Below are 21225 nucleotides of genomic sequence, written 5' to 3'. Positions count from 1 at the left end.
ACTCTTCTACTTTTACTTTTGATTTTTTTATGATATGATGTATACAATTCACATTCCTTTACAGGAATCAAGGGAGATGAGAGTTTGAATATACAACAGTTACGATATGTCATAGAAATTTCAAGACAAGGATCCTTTAATAAAACATCGCAGGCACTATTTATTTCACAGCCAGCGCTCAGCAATGCAATCAAAGATCTGGAAACAGAGCTTGGCTACAGCATTTTTATCCGTGACAGGAAAGGGGTCAGGCCTACAGACGAGGGAAGGCAGTTCCTTGTATCGGCCCAAACGATTATTCAGGAACTGGAGAATATCCAGCAGCTTCATATTCCCCAGCAGCAGCCACAGACGCAGATTTTGAAATTCTCCAGTGACCGGGCTGCATTTGTGGCAAAGGCGCTAGTAGAATTTAGTCAGGATTATCTGAAAGATAAGAAGTATGCACTCCATCTATATGAAAAAGACAGCGCTCAGGTCATTATCGATGTGGTTACAAGAAAAGTGGATGTTGGAATCATAGCCGTACTGGCCTCAGAGAATATGGAATGGATCAAAGATTTAAAGAAAAGAGATATCGTACATCACTTTCTGTTCCGGACCAGATCTTATGCAATATTGCGCAAAGGCCATCCCCTGTTGGAAAAATCAGAACTCCATCTCAAAGACTTTTACAAGTATCCGGTTTTCCGCACGGATTACGATGATAATTTACTTGATGACTATAATCTGGTTGCCGGTTTCCCATTTTATGATCAGTTCGAGCAGACCATCTTCACCGACAGTATGCGCTTTATGTATAATTTTATCGGCAATTCAGATGGTATTTTTATCGGAACCACGCAGCTTCATGTGGAGGAACTGCATCCGTTTCTGACTGCATTGCCGCTTCCGGATATCAATGTTGACTGGGAGTATTATTATATATGCAGGAAAGGATACCGGCCGGCGCCGATTGTTGCACATTTTTTGAAATATCTGGAAGCAATGGTCTCGGAACAGGCAGGAGATACCGCAAAATAAGACGAAGGCGTATTTTTTAATCTGAAAAGGCACGACCGAAGTGCTCCCGGTCATGCCTTTCTTCATACTTTCTGTATTCTTTTACTGTGTCCTTATTTCCTGTCCCCCCGGTTCAAAGCGGCAGGTCCCTCTTACTAAACCGCACGATCCCAATTCCAATGAGAATGATCCCGGCCGCATACAATATGCAGCATACTGCCCACGCCTGACTGTCTCCTGCCCCTAGTCCATCAACATCAAACAAAGTCAGAGGCGTGGCATACTTCAGATTTTCAAATTTATCCCCAACTCTCGAAATCATCTGCGCCAGAAGGGAATACACTAAAACTGTCGTGCTGACTGCCGATGAGTATTTCGTTTCGTTGCAAAAACAGGATGCACAGAACCCTATGCCGCCTAAAAACACCAACAGCCCCAACAGACCGATATTCACCCGCAGAAAAGCCTTGACTTCCATTTCCCCCGGAAACATACCTTCACTAAACGCAAGTATCAGTGCTGTCACAAATCCAACCATAATCACAAGGCATAATAACATGAAAACTGCCTGTGTCAGCATAATCTTCCAGCGCTTTACCGGCGCGGCCAGCAGATATGCCATTGATCCATTGTCCACATATTTTGATGCCAGCCTGTTTGTCAGAATGATGATAAACACCCCGGGGAAACCAATAAAAAGCCAGCCGTACAAATAACTTGAAACAAACTGCAGCAATGTTGTTCCGGGATTATTCATGCCAAAGGCCGCGAACATCTGCGGCATACTTTCTGCCATCAGCTTTAAGCTGTCCCCCATTTTCGGGTCAAACATAATTGTAATCATGCTCCCGTACACACTAAGCACCGCCAGAAAAATAACAAGCAGCAGCCAGTTCGATTTGATTTCTTTTTTAAACAGTGTTGTATTCATTACTTGTCTGCCCCCTCTCCGTAAAAATGCATAAAGAACTCTTCCAGGCTCTGGGTCCGCACATTAAAGTCCGTCACCGTATATTCTCCGGCCTTTTTGATAAATGCATCCAGATTCTTTCCAACCTTGACTGTCACAATTTTGCCCCCCGGCTGATAAACAGCTCTCGGGAAGGCCGCGGCGAATTCTTCCGCCATCGGGGATTCTTTAAACGTAACTTCAATCACCTTCTGACGGCCTTCTTTCAGCTTCTCAATCTCTTCCACAGCAGCCAGCCGTCCGCTCCTGATAATCGCAGCGCGGTCACATGTGCGTTCAATCTCCTCAAACATGTGTGAAGACATCAATATCGTTTTCCCCTGTTTCTTTTCTGAAAGGATCAGCTCTACGAAACGGTTCTGCATGAGAGGATCCAAACCAGATGTTGGCTCATCCAGAATCATGATATCAGCCTCCGGGTCCATAAATGCACAGACAATTCCTATCTTCTGTTTCATTCCTTTTGACATTTTTTTGAGTCTCCCGGACGCATTGAGTCCGAACATCTCCATGAGTTCTTCTGCCCGCCCCAGCCCTTTCATCTTCTTCATCTTAGCCACAAAACGTATAAACTCCATTCCATTCATAGAATCTATAAAGGCAATTTCGCCCGGCAGATACCCAACAGATTTCTGTATTTTCTCTGTATTTTTGAAGCAGTCCATCCCCATAATGGACAGCTTTCCGCTGTCCGGTTTCATAAATCCCATCAACTGGCGGATGGTTGTTGTCTTCCCCGCACCGTTGGGCCCCAGAAACCCCAGCACTTCTCCCTGATTCACTGAAAAGCTCACATCAAAAACGCCCCGGCCTTTCCCATAGTCTTTCGTAATATGGCTGATCTCAATTACACTCATATCTGATATTCCTCCTTATACACAAGCCTTCTCATCATGTCTATCCAATCATTAAATTCCGCTTCCATCTCATCCAGCTCAAATGACCTGCCGGATATCCGCACATCATGTGCGTAACCATCTGCCATCCACCGTACCATCTTATAAATCCGGTATGGTTCTGCTCCTTCTTTGAACTTAAACAGATCAATATTCCCAAAGTATATGTGGTATAAAGAATCTTCCAGACGATCATTCATCCTTTTTACTTCTTCCGACACAGCCTCCTTATCAGAATAGAAGGCCCTCATGGCGAAATCCATAATGTATGGATTCTTCCGCAGCATGGCTACCTTTTTGTCTGCCGAGTACTTGAGTATCTCAAAAAAGTCTGTCAGCTTCCGGAATCCGGTATCTATAATCTGGGCTTTCATCACTTCGGCCAGGTAATCATATATGTACATATACAATTCCTTCTTGTTGTGGAAATAATAAAACAGGAGTCCCTTTGATATTCCTGCTTTTGCTGCAATCAGATCAGTGGATGCATTTTTATATGCATTTTTTGAAAACACCTCCATACCGGCATTCAGAATACCCTGCTGCCGTTCCTCTGGAAGTGCATAAAACTTTTCATTCATCATGCTCTCCTTTCCAGTACTTTCAAGAATACAGGATTGACTATTTTTTACAACCCCCTTCTATAAATTTATTGATATTCCTCCTTATACACAAGCCTTTTCATCATGTCCATCCACTCATTGAATTCTTTCAGCAGCTCATTGATATTGAATCCCCTCCCTGACATCTGTATATCGTGGATATAGCCGTCTCCCATCCAGCGGAGCATCTTAAACACCTTAAATGGATCGATCCCATCTTTAAACTTATAAGTTTCTATATGTCCAAAGTATGTCTGGTACATGATCTCTTCCTGCTTCGTATTTACAGATTTTAAGTCATCCGAAACACATTCTTTTTCAGAATAGAACGCCCTCATTGTAAAGTCCATGATGTATGGATTCTTGTCGAGAATCCATACCTTACCTGTCGCAGCATATTCTAAAAGCTCAAAAAAATCAGTTAACTCCAGAAACTTCTTATCTGCAACCTGTTCCTTCATAATTTCAATCAGGTAATTATAAATAAACATATATAATTCTTTCTTATTATGAAAATAATAAAATAATAACCCTTTTGAAATTCCAGCCTTTGCCGCAATCAAATCGGTGGAAGCTTTCTTGTATTCATTTTTTCCGAATACTTCCATAGCTGCATTTATAATCTTCAGCTGTTTTTCTTCCTCAAGCAAATAAAATTTGTCGTTCATGTGGCCCCTCCCTGCCTGTCCGCCCTGCTTAAAGCTGCGGTACTTAGAACTGACTTTATTGGTCAATCCTTATAAACAGAATAAACCATTGACTATTTTTTGCAACCCCTTGCTATATAAAAATAAAAAAACACTTTATGTTTAGGCAAAAAAGAGGGTGTCGCAAAATCAGCAAAAAGATGATTGAGCGATACCCTCTTTCTATATGTAAAAAAACGGTAGAATTTCCTCTGCTTGTGGATGGAAACAATATTCTGTTCTTTACAGTGGAATGAGTATGAAGTTCACAATACAGCTTTATGTATCAGCAAGGATCTCTTTGACCAATGCTTTGATATGGATTTCCATAGTATCCAGACGGGGGACCGGCAGGGTGACATCTTGAAACACCAAAGGAATTTCTGTACAGCCTAGGATAATGGCTTCTATTTCATCATCTTTTACCATACGGTCTACAATACCACAGAATAGGTTTATTGTTTCCGATTTTACAATCCCAAGTTCCAACTCCTCGAAAATCTTTTTTGCTATGGCCGTTTTTTCTTCTTCTCCGGGCGTCACAATTTTAATTCCGGCTTCTTCGAAAGGACGGCTGAAAAAATCGTCATTCATCGTAGCTTCTGTGCCCAGCAGTCCTGCTTTTTTTATACCAAGCCGTTGTGCCTCAGCAAGAGTTACGTCGATGATACTCACCAGTGGAATGGGGCACTCTGCTTTCAGTTCCTCGAATACCATATGAGCTGTGTTGCAGGCAAGTGCGCCAAAATCCGCTCCCGCGGCAACCAGACTTTGTACTCCGGACAGCAGATATTCCTTTAATTCTTTGCGCTTTCCCTGTGCACTCATAGGGATAAGTTCAAAGCAGCTCAAGCTTTCAATTGTAAGATGAGGAAATACGGACTCATTCATTTCCTTCTGTACACCGTAAACGATACCGTGGTAATAAGGGATCGTAGCTTCCGGTCCAACTCCTCCAATTAAACCTAATTTTCTCATGACAACTTCCTCCTTGTCTTTTTCTGTTTTATTATCTGGATTATTTATTTTTGCACGTCAGAGTAACTTCATTCACAAAATTTGTTTGGAAAAACCTTTGGATTTCTCCCCTGTCTTTTGTCTGTCCCAGACACCACATAAGTTTGGTCACTGTAGCCTCCTGCGTCATGTCATAAACAGGAATCCCTCCGCAGGCTTTCACTCTCTGCCCGGTTTCATATACACTCAAATCGCTTCCCTCATAGCGACACTGGCTTCCTACCAGAATTGGCATCCCTTTTGCAGACGCTCTGTCTATTTCTCTGAGCAAGTTATTCTTCATAAAAGGAACCCCTCCTAATCCAAAGCCTTCAATAAACACACCTTCATATCCTTTATCATACAGATAGGAAAAAATATCCGGACTAATCCCTGGAAATACCTTGAGCACCGCAATCTTGTCTGAATATACAGGACACAAAGAAAAACTTCCCTCCTGCCCGGGTAAAACACTTTCGTTCAATTGGAGGCCCTTAGCATTAAATTCGCCAGCCTGCGGATAATTGATACTTTCAAATGCATCAAAACTGACAGTCCTTACCTTTGAGGTCCTGCAACCCAGCATGATTTTACGGCTAAATACAACATAAACACCCTTTTTCCCGGTCAATGCCATCTGCACAGCGCTCTGAAAATTGTCCACTGCATCGGTCATTGAAGCAAACAGAGGCAGTTGGCTTCCGGTCAGGATAACCGGAATAGGCACGTGCAGCAACATAAAAGAAAGCATAGATGCTGTATAGGCCATAACGTCAGTTCCGTGGATGATAACAACTCCATCGCAGGCCTCTGCTGCACGGCTGATTCTTTGGCTGATTTTCCTCCAGTCATCAGGTGAGATATTGGCACTGTCAAGGGAACAATAATCTTCTATTTTAAGTCTGCACATATCAGGCTCGGGACTGAGTAAGTCAGTAATCTGTTCTCCGGAAATTCCCGGTGCAAGTCCACTTCCGTTTTCTACAGATGAAAAGGTGCCTCCTGTATTGATGATTAGAATTTTCTTCATGATACTCTCCATTCCGCCGCCAAACAGGCAGCGCAAATATGACTTTCCACTTTTTTATCACAGTTCCGGTTCTCTAACCTGCAGTTTTAAAACATCCGGTCTGGAGTAATGACCTGTTCCGTCAAATTCCATTCTGCTTGCCGGCACTGCCTCCATATCCAGGTCTGCGTAAATAATAGCCTCTCTGTTCCATACAGGTTCTTCTAAATAATGTCCATAAGGATCAATAACACAGCTTCCTCCTTTTATCACTATATCCGGAATCCTGCTGATTTCCTCCTGTGCGTGTAGATCTCCCGGATACGCCTGTTTGGTCACATACTGATCAGCATTTATCACATAACAATGGCCTTCAATGGCAATATGCCGTATGGTGTCAAACCACTCCGTATTATCATTGGTATTGGGTGCCAGATAAATAGCCGTTCCTTTTTCGTATAAAGCGACTCTGGCAAGGGGCATATAATTTTCCCAACAGATCAGAGTTCCCACTGGTCCCCAGGGAGTTTCCACGACAGGGAAAAGACCATCATAGCCATCCCCCCATATATAACGTTCTGCCCCTGTAGGCTTTAACTTGCGGTGTTTTGCAGCAAGCCTGCCATCAGGTGAAAAGAGCAGGTTAGTACAGTACAGTGTTGTATTTACAGCATCACGCTCTGTAATTCCAATGCTAATATAAACCCCATACTTTTCTGCTGCCTCACCGAACTGCTCCGTTTCTTTGCCCGGAACAACAACCGCATTGTCATAATAACGCTTCCAGTCCGCTCTTCCCTGAGACGTACGTGCCCCTATGGTAAATCCAAAACTCATCCCATATGGATAACAGGGAATGAAAGACTCGGGAAAGACAACAAACTGAGCCTCGTTTTCTGCTGCTTCTTTAATATACTCCAGCGCTTTTTTTACAGTTTCCTCTTTATCAAACATTACAGGTTCCGCCTGTACTACAGCTATTTTGCAAAATCGGTTTTTAAAGTCCTGCATCGTATACCTCTCCTTCTAACATAAACCATTCTGTTGGCCAGTATATTGTTTACATTCTGTTCCTATTTTCTTCTCAATACCTTTCCTGCACAGATAGGATGCCAAACTCCCTTTTCAACTGCAGGCTGTCCATTAATCATGACATAATCCACGCCATCTGCCAGGGCGTCATGGGCATTATAATTCGAGTTGTCGTGTATCTTTTTCAAATCCAGAACCAGTATATCTGCCTTGCATCCTTCTAATAACCTGCCTCTGTCACTGATTCCGATTTTATCGGCAGGCATCTTTGTCATTTTATAAATCGCTTCCGGCAAAGAGAGGAGATGCTCCTCTTTCACATATTTTTCCAATACACGGATAAAGGAGGAAAAATATCTGGGATGGGTTTTCCCCGGAGATGCAAAACCATCTGTACATAGGATAGAATATGGACTATGTAAAACCCTTGCCACATCCTGTGAATCCATAGAAAATATAATCATCATCACATTATTCCGGCTCTCTTTTATGATGTCCAGCGCTGTTTCAAACGGGTCTTTCGCCTGCATGCACGCAATCTCTTCTACTGTTTTCCCTTCATAAGCCTTTATCTCACACTCATTAATTATGATTTTGTCCCATCCAGCAAGCTGATAAAAGCTCTCATAATCCGGCTCTTCATTCTTCATATCCCTGATCATCCTTGCACGGAGTTCCTGATCTTCCAGACGAAGCAGCAGTTTCTCTACTCCGCCTTCCATAGCCCAGGGCGGAAGAACAGAATTGAAATTTGTACTTGCAGCATCATAAGGATAGACATCACAGTGAACCGGAATCCCCTCTGCCTGTGCCTCTGCAATGATCTCCAGGGTCTTTTTTACTTTTCCGTGGTTCTTCTTTCCATTCGCCTTATGATGTGAGATCTCTGTATTTACCTCAGTAAAACGTGCAATTTTTATCGTTTCCTGCACCGCCTCAATCAAACCGCCGCTCTCACTTCTCATATGGGAGGCATACATTCCGTCATACTCCTTTACGACCTTTGCCAGTTCCAAAATTTCTTCCTCATCTGCAAAAATTCCCGGTGGATAGATCAGGCCTGTAGACAAACCAAATGCACCATCCTCCAAAGCCTCTCTCAACAGGCATTTCATTTGCTCCATTTCACCCTCTGTCAACTTACGATTCTCAAAACCGGAAACTGCAATCCTAAGACTTCCATGCCCTATCATTGCCGCAGTGTTTAGCACTGGTTTATTCTTCTCCACTTCATCTAAGTACTCTCCGAATGTATTCCAATTATAAGGAAGGGGAACACAGGAATAATATGGATCACAGTACTTTTCCAGCATCTCCTTATACTCCGAATTTACCGGTGCGGCAGAAATACCGCAATTTCCCGTTAATTCTGTTGTAAAACCCTGACGCAGTCTTTTTTCATTTTTTCCTGGAAAGAACACTATCGCATCAGAATGGCAATGGATATCAATAAACCCAGGAGTAACTATTTTCCCCTGAACATCAATTATCTGTTCTGCCTCTTCTTCTATGCACCCGATTTTAACGATTGTATCATTCTTCACGGCAATATCTGCAGAATAAGGCACTTCGTTTGTTCCGTCTACTATAAGTCCATTTTTAATAATGTAACTGTACATATCTTTTCCTCCATGATTATATATTTAAACCCGGCAGAAATCCGCTGCATGCATTCAGAACAAAAATAATAGCGAGCAAAATGAAACAGGCTATTGCATTTCCAAATGTATATGTCCTGAAAGTATCTTTGATTGATAAGTTATCCAACTTCTGTACAATCCAGAAAGAGGCATCTGTAGGTGTAGAAATTGCCAGACTGCCGGCACAGATTGTCAGTCCGATAAGAATGGGACTTGCTCCCATCTGTGCACAAAGCGGCGCTACAATCGAAACTGTCGTTACACTTGAAGTCGCCGATGATCCCAGAGTGGTCCGCAGAAGAATAGCAAGAAGTGCTGCCAGAACAAACAAGGATAGATTCCATTTCTGAAGCAATTCTACAAAGCACTCTCCAATTCCGCTGTACTGCACAATCACGCCAAATGATCCCCCTGCCCCCAACAGTAGTATCGTCTCGCCGAGCCCGTTGAAAGACTCTGTAATCAAAGGCGCATACTTCTTTTTGATATAAGGACGCAAAAGCCATGCAGCAAGAGCTACACTGATCAAAAGGGAAATCATACCATTGCCTGCTGTCAACAGACCGCAGACAGCCACAAGTATCGCATTTTGCGAAATCAAGGGGAGAATTGTTCCCAGAACGATTAAAAATAGCGGTACAAAAATCAGTATAATCGCAAGCTGGGCTGGTGCCTGTTCTCTTTCTCCCCTCTCAATTTCATCCTCAATGGGATCTTCCGGTTCTACATAGGGGATTTTTTTCCCAAGATATTCTCCGTAAAGACACCCTGCTATCAGAGATGTCGGTATACTAACAATGATTGAATAAATGATAAACCAGCCTATATTTGCATTTAATGTGCTTGCTACTGTCAGCGGCCCCGGTGTAGGGATTACCAACGCATGTGTAATCAGAAGACCAACGGAAAGTGATGTAATATATACCTGTACAGGCTTCTTTGTTTTCCTTGACAAAACCCGAAGAATCGGATTCAAAACAATATAAGCAGCTCCGAAAAAAACCGGAATTGAGATTAAAAAACCGGTCAGATTGATCGCCAGACTGGCGCGCTTTTTTCCTACCTTCTCCAACATAAAATTTGCCAGAGAATCTGTGGCGCCTGCCTCAGCCAGAAGGGTACCAAGCACTCCACCCAGTACAATAATAATTCCCAGGCTGGTCATGACACTTCCAAAGCCAGAGGTGATTCCTGATACCATCTTTCCCGGCTCCAGTTTTACAAGCAGGCCTATAATGAGTGATGCTGTAACCATAGAGAAAAAAGGATTCATTTTAAATTTTACAATCGTAAGAAACAGGTAAATCATAGATAACAAAAATACGATTATCAGCCAAGTATTACTCATTGCTTTATTCCTCTCTTTCATTTTCGAACACAAACCTGCAGGAATGCTCTTTTCTTGAATTCAGTATAGCAGAGAGGAACCCCAGTCAGATAATTGTAAAAAAGGATATTGGGTATAACCAAAAAGTATAGTATAATATAAATAAATTAGCTACGCGAAATTTATTGATAATGGCGAAAGAAAACAAAGGAGGTTAATTTTGAACATTCAGCAACTCCAATATGCCTTGGAAATCGAACAGTGCGGCTCAATCAACAAGGCAGCTCAGAATCTATATATTTCACAGCCTGCATTAAGCCGTACATTAAGAGAGTTAGAAGATGAGATCGGAATAACGCTGTTTCTTAGAAACAATTCCGGTGTAGTCGTTACCCATCAGGGCAAAGAATTTCTGATGAGAGCAAAAAGGTTGAATGAACAGTTTGTCAGTTTTCAGGAGCAGTATTATGACAGGCGTAAATCCAACATCCTGACATTGTCTGTATCATCCGTTCATTACGCAGCGGTTGAGCGTGCCTTCACTAATTTTTATAATAAGCACAAGGAACACAGACTCCAGAATATCTCCTTATCAGAGACAAACACAAACGAAGTGATTTTTAATCTTTATGACGGGAAATATTCTCTGGGATTTATCCTGATTTCCAGCGATACCCGAGAGTACTGGCAACACAAAGCAGATATGTATAATCTACACTGGACCACTCTTTCCACTCATGATTCATACATCCAGATCGGTGAACAGAATCCTCTGGCAGCCAAAGACTATGTATACATATCTGAGTTAAAAGACTACCCTCATGCCACCATAGCTTCCAGCGACGTATCCTCCATACTCTCCTGCTCTGATATCCGGGGTTATAACGAAAAGTTATCCGAAAAGCGTATCATAATCAACGACAAATCCATGCTCTACGAGATCCTGACCCACACGAATGCCTTTTACATAGGCGTAAACCTAGAAGCTCTTTCTCCCGGAAATGGAAGAATACGCTACATTCCCATCTCAGATACTGAAATCACAATTGAATTCGTATTGTTATATCTCCAGAGCCATACGCTAACTAAAACAGAATCTGAGTTTATCGAAGAAATTAAAAATCTCCCTGTCTGAATAATTCCGGCAGGCTGTTTCATTTTCTCTCTAAGAATAGCTATTTGTGAATAGACATAAAAATGGAGCGCTGCACCACAGATGATTACTCATCTATTTTGCAACGCCCCATATTATAAAAATACTTGTATCAATTTTTAAAACACATACTTGTCAAGCCGGTCGAAGGCCTCCTCCACCAATGCATGTGGCAGGGCCAGATTCACCCGTATACTGTATTTTCCGTGGAACGCTCTGCCGTCCTGCCAGATTACGCCGACTTCAACGCCCGCCCTCAGTAGTTCATCCAGAGACTTCTGATGTTCCTTCAGCCATTCTTCACAATCCAGAAACAACATGTAAGTGCCCTGTGGTTTTGCCAGTCTGACGCCTTTGAAATGGCTGTTGATGAACCCATAAGCATACTCAACATTGTCTGCAAGCACCTGCCGCAGTTCATCCACCCATTCCATTCCTTCCCGGCTGTATGCCCCTGTCAGGGCATGCATGGACAGCACGTTGCAGGAATTGTAATGTGAGGCCGCGGAAACCTTTCCGATGCGGTCTCTCAGGTAAGAATTGTATATGACATGGTAGGAACCGATCAGGCCTGCCAGATTAAAGGTCTTTGACGGGGCATAAACACTGATTGTCCGGTTCTTTGCATCCTCGGAAATTGTCTGCAGCGGGATATGCGTATGTCCGGGGAGTGTCAGGTCCGCCCATATTTCATCAGAAATGACAACACAGTCATATTTCTGATACAGTTCCATTGCCCGCTCAAGTTCCTCCCGCTCCCAGACTCTTCCTGTAGGATTATGCGGGGAACAGAACACAGCACAGTGGATCTTGTTTTCCTTGAGCTTTTTCTCCATGTCTTCATAGTCCATCCGCCAGACATTGTTTTCATCCAGCTTCAGGTCACTCAGTATAATATTTCTCCCGATATTTTCAATCGTTTTCGTGAAACCGATGTAGGTGGGGGAATGCAAAAGTACTGCATCCCCCGGCGCTGTAAATGCCTGAATCGAGGCTGATACACAGCCCAGTACACCGTTTTCATAGCCGATATCTTCCCGGGTCATGCCTGTCACGCCGAATCTCTCTTTATGCCAGTTCATAATCCCGTTAAAATAAGCATCCGATAAATTGAAATAGCCGAAATGATGGTGCCTAAGTCTCTCCTCCATTGCATCCAGAATGGATGGCAGCGTTGGGAAATTCATGTCTGCAACCCACATCGGGAGTCTCGAGAAACCATCCTTTACCCTCGCACCCGGAATCGGAATATCATCCACTGCGATGGCGTCATGACCTGCCCTGTCCATAATTGTTGTAAAATCATACTTCATATTAAACTTCCCTTGTATACTCTTTCAGCCAGTCACGTTCTTCCTCTGTCAGGTGCGGTCCGATCACATCGTAAACCTGTTTGTGATAAGCATTCAGATAATCTCTCTCACGTTTTGTCAGAAGTTCCGGATTAATTCCATCCAGGTCGATCGGTGACATTGTGATATTTTCGAATTCCATGAACTGTCCATTTTCATTTTTCTCTGCTTTCTTTACGATCAGCTGGTTTTCCGTTCTGATACCGTGGGAACCTTCGATATAGATTCCCGGCTCATTCGTGATAATCATTCCTTCTTCAAACGGGTGGGTCTCATGCTTCTCAGGCACGATATACCAGCGGAATCCGGTAGGTCCTTCATGAACGCTTAATATATAGCCTACGCCATGTCCTGTTCCGCATTTAAAATCAAGGCCCAGATCCCATACAGGCTGTCTTGCCAGAATGTCCAGATTGTATCCGCGGCATCCGTAAAGGAATTTTGCCAGAGACAAATCGATCATGGAACGTAAAACTGTTGTATAATGTGTCTTTAATTCGTCGCTGAGTTCTCCTAAAACATAGGTTCTCGTAATATCTGTTGTTCCTTCATAATAGTGTCCGCCTGAATCTACCAGAAGCATGCCCTCCGGTTTCAGTTCATATTCCGTCTCAGGTGTAGCCGCATAGTGCATCATAGCTGCATGTTCCTTGTATCCGGCAATCGTTTCGAAGCTTAAGTCAATAAAGCCTTCCTGCTCTCTTCTTAACCGCTCCAGCTCGTCGGCCGCGCTGATCTCAGTGATCTTCATCTTGCCGATGTTCGTTTTCAGCCAGTACATGAACTTCGTGCAGGCGATACCGTCTTTGATATAAGCATTTCTTGTATTGGCAATCTCTACTTCATTCTTCATGCCCTTCATCAGAACTGCCGGATTCTCTGCTTCAACCTTTGACACCTCTGCCGGTATGCTCTTATAAAGCTTGTAGTTCATCCTTTCCGGATCGATCATTACGATTTCCTCCGGAGACAGATTCTTCACATAATCATAGACATCATTATACGGGCGGATCTCTACTGTTACTTTTCCAAAGGACTCTTTGATCTCATCATTTAGTTTTCTTTCATCCATAAACAAGTATACTTTATCTAGTGTAACAGCTGCATATCCAAGAATAACCGGAGTGTATACAACATCATTCCCACGGATGTTAAACAGCCATGCCACTTCATCCAAAGTAGCGATTACATGGACATTTGCGCCATTTTCACGCATTGTTTTGCGGATTCTTTCCAGTTTGGATTCAAAAGACTCTCCTGCATATTTCACATCAAGAAGGAATGCTTTCTCCTCAGACATGGCCGGGCGGTCTTCCCAGATTAAATCAATCAGGTCTTCGCCGTCATGCATCTTAATATTCTTCTTTGCAAACGCTTCCTCAAGAGCTTTTCCTTCCACAACCGGGATGACACGTCCGTCAAATCCGACTGTACCGCCTTCCGGAACAACATCCGCAAGATATTCCTCTACGGTAGGATATCCTGGTTCATTTATTTTAAACAAACGGATTGGGCTTCCCTTTAACTGTGTCTCCGCCTGAATAAAATATCTTCCGTCTGTCCACAGTCCGCCGTCGTCCTGTGTTATGACTACAGTTCCTGCGGAACCTGTAAATCCGGATATGTATCTTCTTGCCTTAAAATATTCCCCAACATATTCACTCTGATGAAAATCAGCAGATGGAACCATGTAAGCATCGATCCCTTTTTCCGCCATTACTTTTCTAAGTGCAGCTACACGTTCTGTTACATTCATGATTAAGTCCTCTCTTTCTTTACCAGAATAAAATGAACCTTATTTACTTTCGTATACCAGTTCCCCGCTCATGTATACATCTACAAGATTATTCACAGCTTTGATGTCCTCAGCAACATTTCCCTTTACAACAATCATGTCCGCCTCAAGGCCCGGTTTCAGCTGTCCCATAACATCCTCCAGATCCAGTACTTTTGCCGGGTTGGAAGTTGCAGTCTCGATTGCCTGGATCGGTGTAATTCCATATTCTACCATCAGTTCCAGTTCACGATTAATCGGGAGCGGAGGAGCCTCATAAAGTACCATATCACTTCCCGTACAAACCGTAACGCCAGTGTCATAGAATTTTTTGAAGTTATCTTTATATGCATTGTAAGCCGGTTCAAAGAATGCCATATCTTTAATTGCTTTTGCAGCGATTCTGTCGCCTGAGTCAAATCCTGCCTCAATTTTTTCTTTGCAGAACTCATAAAGTACGGTATAGGCTGTCATCGTAGGTACCCATGCCTGTCCGTTTGCAGCCATCTGTTTTACCTGATCGTATGTAAGGAAGGTTCCATGCTCTATCGTATCGAACCCGGCATCGATTGACATCTGCAGTGCCGGCTGGAGTCCAGCATGTACTGCGCACTTTTTGCCTACACGGTGTGATTCATCCACTGCCGCATTCAGTTCAGCCTGTGTAAATTCCGGAATACTTGTACGGTTGCTTGTCAGGATCTTTACCCAGTCAGCGCCGTCACGGATCTGCTTTCTGATCTCTTTGCGGATTTCCCATTCTCCGTCTACTTCCTCGATCCCGTCATCATGTCCGTGTCCGCCTGTCATGCACATACCTGCATCTGAGTGGATAATCCTTGGGACCCTGCAGTATCCCTTTTCCCCTGCCAGTCTGAGCTGCTTGCACAAATTGTGAGGTGAAGAAAGGTCACGCACAGTCGTGATGCCAAGGCTTAATGCGGTCTTTGCCTGCTCCTGCGCATAATAAGCGATCATGTAATCGTCATAGTTATACTGATCCGGCTGGCTGTAGTAATAGCCAAAATGAACATGCATATCGCACAATCCCGGCAGAAGTGTCACATCACCGTAATCTTTCACTTCTTCATCAGGATATTTCTGTACCATATCTGCTTTTGTCCCTACGTCCTGAATCTTACCTGCTTCATTTACAACCACCGCTGCGTCTGTCAGATGTGTCTTGCCGTCTCCTGTTAGTAAATGCTTACCACAATAAATCATACCCATATACCTTCCTTTCCCGGACAACACTGCTTTTTGACATTCCCCATGCCACAAGGCTATATCCTCATACATTTTTGCCTCTCATTGTCCATATTTTAACAATACCACATTTTATATAAGATTTCAATCATAGTTAGGGTCTTAGTCTATACTTTTTTCACAACTAACATTTAACTAATCGTGCATTTTTTACTATTATTCACCAAAAATTGTTTTCAATACTAATATATCCGCTCTCCCGTTACAGCATTATATAAAACATTCCCTTCCATAACTCCTGTTTCATCTGTAAACCTTACACTAAACTCCCATATAGGTGCACAAATATATTCCCACGACCTGATGCCTTCTCCTTGTGTAGAATTCATTTTAGTGCATGCATATATCATATTCAAGTCATAAATTTCTACTTTCTGGGTCAATATGATATTTTCATACATTGTTATAATATTATCAAGTACATACTGGGGATCCTTAATTTGCTTTTTTTCTTGTTCCTTAACTTTTAATTTTGAAGGTATGAAGGCTGAGATAATCTTGTTGTCACATACTAGAAACTGCGCATAATCCACAAAAATACTGTTCCCACGAATTTTGTCTCCATTTACTTCTGTGGGAAAACAAAACACATAGAAACCATCTGACTTAAGCCAGTCTCCTGTTTTATCCAACTCTGCATTAAATATGTCGGGATTCGCTTCTCTGTACTTCCTCATAGCCTCAGACGTAATTGTAAAACCTTCTATTCCCGGCTCAAAATATGTAAAACCGGAATCAGATAAAACACTCATACAAAGTTCCTTAGCTTCCTGATAACTCATTTTCGTCAAGTCACTCTGGTCATAATACTTGGCAGCATCCTCTTTAAAGTAAGGGTACAGACCAAAAGCATCTTCAAAATAGACCCGGGCTTCATTATCAAAGTTTTTATCTGTATAGAAAGTAATAGAATCTAATTTCGCTAAAAAATAATATTCATCTCCTGATATATCAAAACATAAATCTCCAAAACTTTCCTCATATTCTTTATTTCTATTCAGTTTAACGCTGCCGTCTATATGAAAATATTTATCTGCCAATCCCTGTGCCCATTTCTCAGTTAATGGATAAGGCTCAACTGATAGTACTGCCTGATTTTTCACTTCCTATTCTGAAAACGCTTTACTAATTTTAACCTTTAAATTCTCATTAATCTTTTCATCAACTTGAATGTCAAACTCTTCTGAATTTTTTTGCATTTCTTCTTTCTTTGTACAATTTACTGTAAAAATCATCATAATAAGGATTACAAAAATAACCTTTAAATATTTTTCCACCATTATAATCCTCCCCCTGAAGAGTTTCCTTTAGTCTTCATGTCCTCATTTTTTTTAATCAATCTTCCAGCATTCATCTCGAATACCTCATCACATAGTGATTCTATATCCTCTCTATTGTGAGACGCTAACAATATTAAATTCCCTTCTTCACGCAGTTTCATAAATAATTTTCTCATGTCATCCACGCCTTGATTATCTAATCCATTCATTGGTTCATCTAATATTAAAATATTAGAATATTCCATTATCGCCTGCGCAATTCCAAGACGCTGTTTCATGCCCATTGAGTATTTCGAAACTTTTTTTCTGGATGAAGGATCAAGTCCAACTAATTTTATACAGTCTATGATATGATTAAGGTCACATCTTCCCCTGATTGAGGATAACAATTGCAAGTTTTTAACAGCGGAATAATTAGGCAAAAAACCCGGTGCTTCTATAATTATACCGAAATCATTAAGTAGATGAGCATTCTCTGACATTTTTTGACCATCTATTAGTATTTCTCCTGATGATGGCAATAGGAATCCACAAATACATTTCATTAAAACAGTTTTCCCCGATCCGTTTCTGCCAATAAGTCCATATATCTTTCCCTTTTCCAACTCCATAGAAACACGGTCTAACACTACATTATTACCAAAGTTCTTACTCAGGTTTTTCACTTTAACTCTAACATCAGCCATGATAATCACCCTTAATCTCCATTCGTGCGGTATGTTTATTAAGTATTATTAAGATTACTGTCAGCATAAGCATAAACATTCCCGCCGCATAAAACACCGACGGATAATCTGAATCCAAAACAGGAGTTAAACAGCCGATACTAACCCATGTCATTGGTGATACCCAATACAATGCAGGTATCCTATAATAAATCACAATTGGACTAATCAATATTAAAATACACGCTATAGCTATTCCAAGCGCTTTATTATTAGAGATAACATTGACAACATAGACAAGCATCCCCAACATCCAACACCCTAAAACCAGTAATGTAAACGACAGTAAAGTAGCTTCAACCGGATTATAGATATCAATTATTCTGCTATTTATCACAAAAACTGAAGCATATTGCACAGAGGCATCAGTATAAGCCAAAGTGCTAATGATTTTTCCCCAGCCCAACTGAAATTCCAAATTCGGTAAAAAACATATGATACTAAACAAATAAATTATTGCTGCATAAATAACAGAAACTGCTCCTATAAATAATGCATCGCCAAATACACCTGCTTTGTACCCTGTACGTATAATAAAATAATATTTTTCTTGATACATCTTAGAAACGTTGCAAATAACAGCCACAAAACCAAGTAATATTAAAATTTTCATTACCCCTGAAGCAACCACATAGTCGCTCAAAAAAAATGTGATAAAATAGGGTGTAATAGGAACCCCTGTCATTTTTATCATAATACGTATGTCCTTGGTATACTCAAAAATAACAATAAAAATAATAACAATTATAATCCAGAAATGTTGGTTATATAATATATTGTTCATTTTTATTTTAAAATAGTTCCAGGATTTTTTAAAGCACTCCTTCATAGCCTTTTCTCCTCAATTTCAAATAAGAGAGAGCCGTAAACAATACAATCCCAGCAATATTTACCAGTATCTTATAAAAATAATTTACCCACATACCTCCATTTAGTAATAACACATTATTTCCATAGGCTGGTATATATAATATTTCCGGGAACAGGAATGTCACACTCGCTAAAGCAAAATATAAAATAGTTGGCATACATATAGCTGCCAGTGAATCGGTTAAAAAGATAGAAAGATAGAATCCGGCCACGCAAAATATCAGAACAGATAAAATAAACAAGACTGATGTCAGCGTAAGCCACAGCCATGCATGTTCATGCGGTGGCAGCTCTTCAAATGAAGCAAATGCTTCTTGTGGGAAAATAGGATTTTCTAGTTCTGTCAGCGGCATTTTAGATGCCAAAATTATGAAATAAACTGTAACTCCTCCAATATAAGCAATGATCCCTGAAATACAAATAGCAATGATTCTGGATATAATATATATTTTCAAACCACTTCGGACAATAATATATTTTAAATAGTGACAATTAAAATCAACACAAAAACTGTCTGTATAAATTGAAGCAATAATGACAAGTAAAACAATTTTAAACCGATCGAAATGTATAATGAAATTATACACTCCAATAATGTCATACCCCTCAAGCGATCTTCCATAATATAGATCTCTTAATACATCCACCTGACTCATCAGGCATACAGCGGCAATGAGAATAATCTTAACCACATATGATTTTCTAAACATACTTCGATACAAATCATATCTAATATTTTCTAATATTTTTTTCAATCAAACTCTCCCCCACAATGGCTAATTGTATCTCATTTAATTATTCTGTATTCTATAAATTTATTATAACAATTATCTAATTTTTTTCAATTAAATATCCCTTAACAGTATCATTCCTGTCCTCAAATTAATAATTCTGAATACTTTCAAGTATCACTAAGTCTGTCGGAAAAGAAATGTAATGGACCTGTAAATAAAGTTTACTAAATATTTATGAATTCAAAAAAGACGGGCAGGGAGTTGTCCCAGGCCCGTCTACAGCTCATAACTGCTAAATTTTATTTTCTAGCAACGCTAAATTTTCATTCATAATTTTATTGGGTAGTGACCCCAGGGGATTAACCACAGCCACTTTCACTTATTTTACTGCTCTATATCTTCAGTTTCCTCATTCCCGGCAACAGTAATACTCCCCGGAGCTTTCACGGTGCGGACATTGACCCCGTTCACCTCAATATGGTCGTCCACCGCAATCACAAGGCACTGCCTTCCGTCAATGATCCTCGTCTCTACGAGGTCCATGCGCTCCGGATTTACCTTGATCACAACGTCCGGCGTCTCGATATTGAACTTACGTGTCTCCGCGATATTGGCTGCCAGAAGGGAAGCCTTTTCTCCTGCTGTCTCCTCAAAATTCTCTTCAAACGTTTCCATCTTCTCATTCGGTACACCGCTCTTTTCAAAGATTTTTTTAACATCCGTCTTGTCAAGAGCAAGCGGCTCGGGCTCTTCCTTATGCTCCTCGATCAGTTCGTTCAGGGTCTCATGGATATTACGGACAGTCTCGTAATCCCCATCCTCTCCAAGTGTATCCTCGATCAGCATCTGGAATGTCTCTTTCTGTGTATCTGCGGACATCGGCATCTTGGCACCTAACACATGGTCGATAAATTCTTCCTGCAGATCCTCAGACTTTTTCGTATAGTATAAAACACCGTGGATATCCATATTACGGTCTGTAAATGCAGGAAACAAAAATCCTTTATCCGGCACATCTACGATCCAGTCACGAATTCTGTCCTGTATCCTATTATCCTCCGCATTGTAGCAGAGCCCTGGCTTGGAAAGGCTGACCGGGCAGATACTGCAGAGCAGGTACTCATATACATTATCAGACGCATCGAACATCTCGATATTATCCGAGGATTTACCGGGGATATCGTACATTGCATGTATAAGGACGATATAATAGTTTTCTTCATATATGTAGCTTTCGATTACTTTATCATAAAATTCTTCCAGAAGCATATCGTCTTCCAGCTTACTGTTCCGAAGCTTCATTAGGAATTCCTGTGTTCCGCCCGGCATCTCCGCGTCCAGCGGGAACTCCATGTTCAGCATATTGCGCCCCATTGTGCCTGACATTGTCTTTTTAAAAATATCAAAGTACTTAAATGCCTCTTCTTCCGGAAGGGAAAGGAATGCATCTCTCGATTCCATTTTCTTATTCTTTTCATGGTCTACATAGCATCCACAGATGCGGGTGATGGCACAGTTGGCTGGTGTAAATTGTTTTCTTATCTCCAGTACTTCTTTCTTATTCATTTATCTTCCCTCTTTCTTCTATGACTTAATATCTGCACAAAACCTGCTTTACTGTTTACAGGGCTGCCTGTGAACAACAGCGTAATGCTATTTTACACCGAAAACCGATTTCAGAAAAGCATTGATTTCTTATTTAATCTATGATAGTATAAATTTCACAAATACAACATTGAAATGTATTCGGAAGCGAAAAGTATTTTCCCTCCGATGAAAGATGCTTGTCCCTGCCGCCGGGTAGGGAAACTAAAAGCATTCGTACCCCATACCGGCAGGCCTTAGAAGGTATGGGGGAACGAATGCTTTTATTTTGTCCGGAAGAATCCATATCATATGAAAACAGGAGAA

General features: G+C 41.3%; 20 protein-coding genes. 2 read left to right on the top strand and 18 right to left on the bottom strand.

Annotated elements, in window-relative coordinates; all coding sequences use genetic code 11:
* Positions 1-84: 84 nt before the first annotated feature.
* On the top strand, positions 85-1023 hold the full coding sequence (locus ABIN22_RS10195) for a LysR family transcriptional regulator (protein WP_118618137.1): 939 nt from the start codon (positions 85-87) through the stop codon (positions 1021-1023).
* Positions 1024-1135: 112 nt separating this feature from the next.
* Here the strand turns inward: ABIN22_RS10195 and ABIN22_RS10190 are convergent, their stop codons facing one another.
* The 9 genes from ABIN22_RS10190 to ABIN22_RS10150 form a co-directional block, all read right to left on the bottom strand.
* Entirely contained in the window at positions 1136-1933 is a 798-nt protein-coding gene (locus tag ABIN22_RS10190) for a DUF2705 family protein (protein WP_346908380.1), read from the bottom strand.
* Positions 1933-2829, bottom strand: a complete 897-nt coding sequence (locus ABIN22_RS10185; protein ID WP_346908378.1) for an ABC transporter ATP-binding protein — start codon at positions 2827-2829, stop codon at positions 1933-1935. Before ABIN22_RS10185 ends, ABIN22_RS10190 begins: the two co-directional genes overlap by 1 nt.
* Positions 2826-3452, bottom strand: a complete 627-nt coding sequence (locus ABIN22_RS10180) for a TetR/AcrR family transcriptional regulator (protein WP_346908376.1) — start codon at positions 3450-3452, stop codon at positions 2826-2828. The genes ABIN22_RS10185 and ABIN22_RS10180 overlap by 4 nt, the downstream gene beginning before the upstream one ends.
* 65 nt (positions 3453-3517) lie before the next feature.
* Positions 3518-4138 carry a TetR/AcrR family transcriptional regulator gene (locus ABIN22_RS10175; protein ID WP_118618131.1) on the bottom strand — a complete coding sequence of 207 codons (621 nt, stop codon included), beginning with the start codon at positions 4136-4138 and terminating at the stop codon, positions 3518-3520.
* 297 nt (positions 4139-4435) lie between these two features.
* Complete coding sequence (locus ABIN22_RS10170; protein ID WP_346908374.1) at positions 4436-5134, bottom strand: aspartate/glutamate racemase family protein; 699 nt, start codon at positions 5132-5134, stop codon at positions 4436-4438.
* 40 nt (positions 5135-5174) lie between these two features.
* Positions 5175-6182 carry an asparaginase gene (locus ABIN22_RS10165; protein WP_346908372.1) on the bottom strand — a complete coding sequence of 336 codons (1008 nt, stop codon included), beginning with the start codon at positions 6180-6182 and terminating at the stop codon, positions 5175-5177.
* Positions 6183-6239: 57 nt separating this feature from the next.
* Positions 6240-7172, bottom strand: a complete 933-nt coding sequence (locus ABIN22_RS10160; RefSeq protein ID WP_346908370.1) for a carbon-nitrogen hydrolase family protein — start codon at positions 7170-7172, stop codon at positions 6240-6242.
* Positions 7173-7234: 62 nt separating this feature from the next.
* Positions 7235-8812, bottom strand: a complete 1578-nt coding sequence (locus tag ABIN22_RS10155; protein WP_346908368.1) for an N-acyl-D-amino-acid deacylase family protein — start codon at positions 8810-8812, stop codon at positions 7235-7237.
* Positions 8813-8828: 16 nt separating this feature from the next.
* The gene (locus tag ABIN22_RS10150) at positions 8829-10181 is read right to left on the bottom strand and encodes a GntP family permease (protein ID WP_346908366.1); all 1353 of its coding nucleotides are present in this window, start codon (positions 10179-10181) and stop codon (positions 8829-8831) included.
* Positions 10182-10380: 199 nt separating this feature from the next.
* Here ABIN22_RS10150 and ABIN22_RS10145 point away from each other — a divergent pair, with 199 nt between their 5' ends.
* Positions 10381-11295 carry a LysR family transcriptional regulator gene (locus ABIN22_RS10145; RefSeq protein WP_346908364.1) on the top strand — a complete coding sequence of 305 codons (915 nt, stop codon included), beginning with the start codon at positions 10381-10383 and terminating at the stop codon, positions 11293-11295.
* A 137-nt stretch (positions 11296-11432) separates the two neighbouring features.
* Here the strand turns inward: ABIN22_RS10145 and ABIN22_RS10140 are convergent, their stop codons facing one another.
* From ABIN22_RS10140 to ABIN22_RS10100, 9 genes are all read right to left on the bottom strand, one after another.
* Entirely contained in the window at positions 11433-12626 is a 1194-nt protein-coding gene (locus tag ABIN22_RS10140; protein WP_346908362.1) for a MalY/PatB family protein, read from the bottom strand.
* A 1-nt stretch (position 12627) separates the two neighbouring features.
* Positions 12628-14421, bottom strand: coding sequence for an aminopeptidase P family protein (locus ABIN22_RS10135; protein WP_109732989.1), 1794 nt, complete (start codon positions 14419-14421; stop codon positions 12628-12630).
* 39 nt (positions 14422-14460) lie between these two features.
* Positions 14461-15669, bottom strand: a complete 1209-nt coding sequence (locus ABIN22_RS10130) for an amidohydrolase family protein (protein WP_346908360.1) — start codon at positions 15667-15669, stop codon at positions 14461-14463.
* A 218-nt stretch (positions 15670-15887) separates the two neighbouring features.
* Positions 15888-16808 (bottom strand): hypothetical protein, encoded by a 921-nt coding sequence (locus tag ABIN22_RS10125; RefSeq protein ID WP_346908358.1) that lies wholly within the window; start codon positions 16806-16808, stop codon positions 15888-15890.
* 3 nt (positions 16809-16811) lie between these two features.
* Positions 16812-16985, bottom strand: a complete 174-nt coding sequence (locus ABIN22_RS10120; RefSeq protein ID WP_346908356.1) for a hypothetical protein — start codon at positions 16983-16985, stop codon at positions 16812-16814.
* Positions 16985-17671: an ATP-binding cassette domain-containing protein gene (locus ABIN22_RS10115; RefSeq protein ID WP_346908354.1), complete on the bottom strand. Its 687-nt coding sequence runs from the start codon at positions 17669-17671 to the stop codon at positions 16985-16987. Before ABIN22_RS10115 ends, ABIN22_RS10120 begins: the two co-directional genes overlap by 1 nt.
* On the bottom strand, positions 17664-18539 hold the full coding sequence (locus ABIN22_RS10110; RefSeq protein ID WP_346908352.1) for a hypothetical protein: 876 nt from the start codon (positions 18537-18539) through the stop codon (positions 17664-17666). The genes ABIN22_RS10115 and ABIN22_RS10110 overlap by 8 nt, the downstream gene beginning before the upstream one ends.
* Entirely contained in the window at positions 18523-19335 is an 813-nt protein-coding gene (locus ABIN22_RS10105; RefSeq protein WP_346908350.1) for a hypothetical protein, read from the bottom strand. The genes ABIN22_RS10110 and ABIN22_RS10105 overlap by 17 nt, the downstream gene beginning before the upstream one ends.
* 363 nt (positions 19336-19698) lie before the next feature.
* Complete coding sequence (locus ABIN22_RS10100; protein ID WP_109732985.1) at positions 19699-20880, bottom strand: DUF4317 domain-containing protein; 1182 nt, start codon at positions 20878-20880, stop codon at positions 19699-19701.
* Between the last annotated feature and the right edge of the window lie 345 nt (positions 20881-21225).

Origin of the sequence: Faecalicatena orotica (genome assembly GCF_905197545.1) — a bacterium.
GTDB classification, from domain to species: Bacteria; Bacillota; Clostridia; order Lachnospirales; family Lachnospiraceae; genus Faecalicatena_A; species Faecalicatena_A orotica.
The sequence above is the reverse complement of the archived record's forward strand: the minus strand, read 5'-3'. Positions and strand labels throughout refer to the sequence as shown.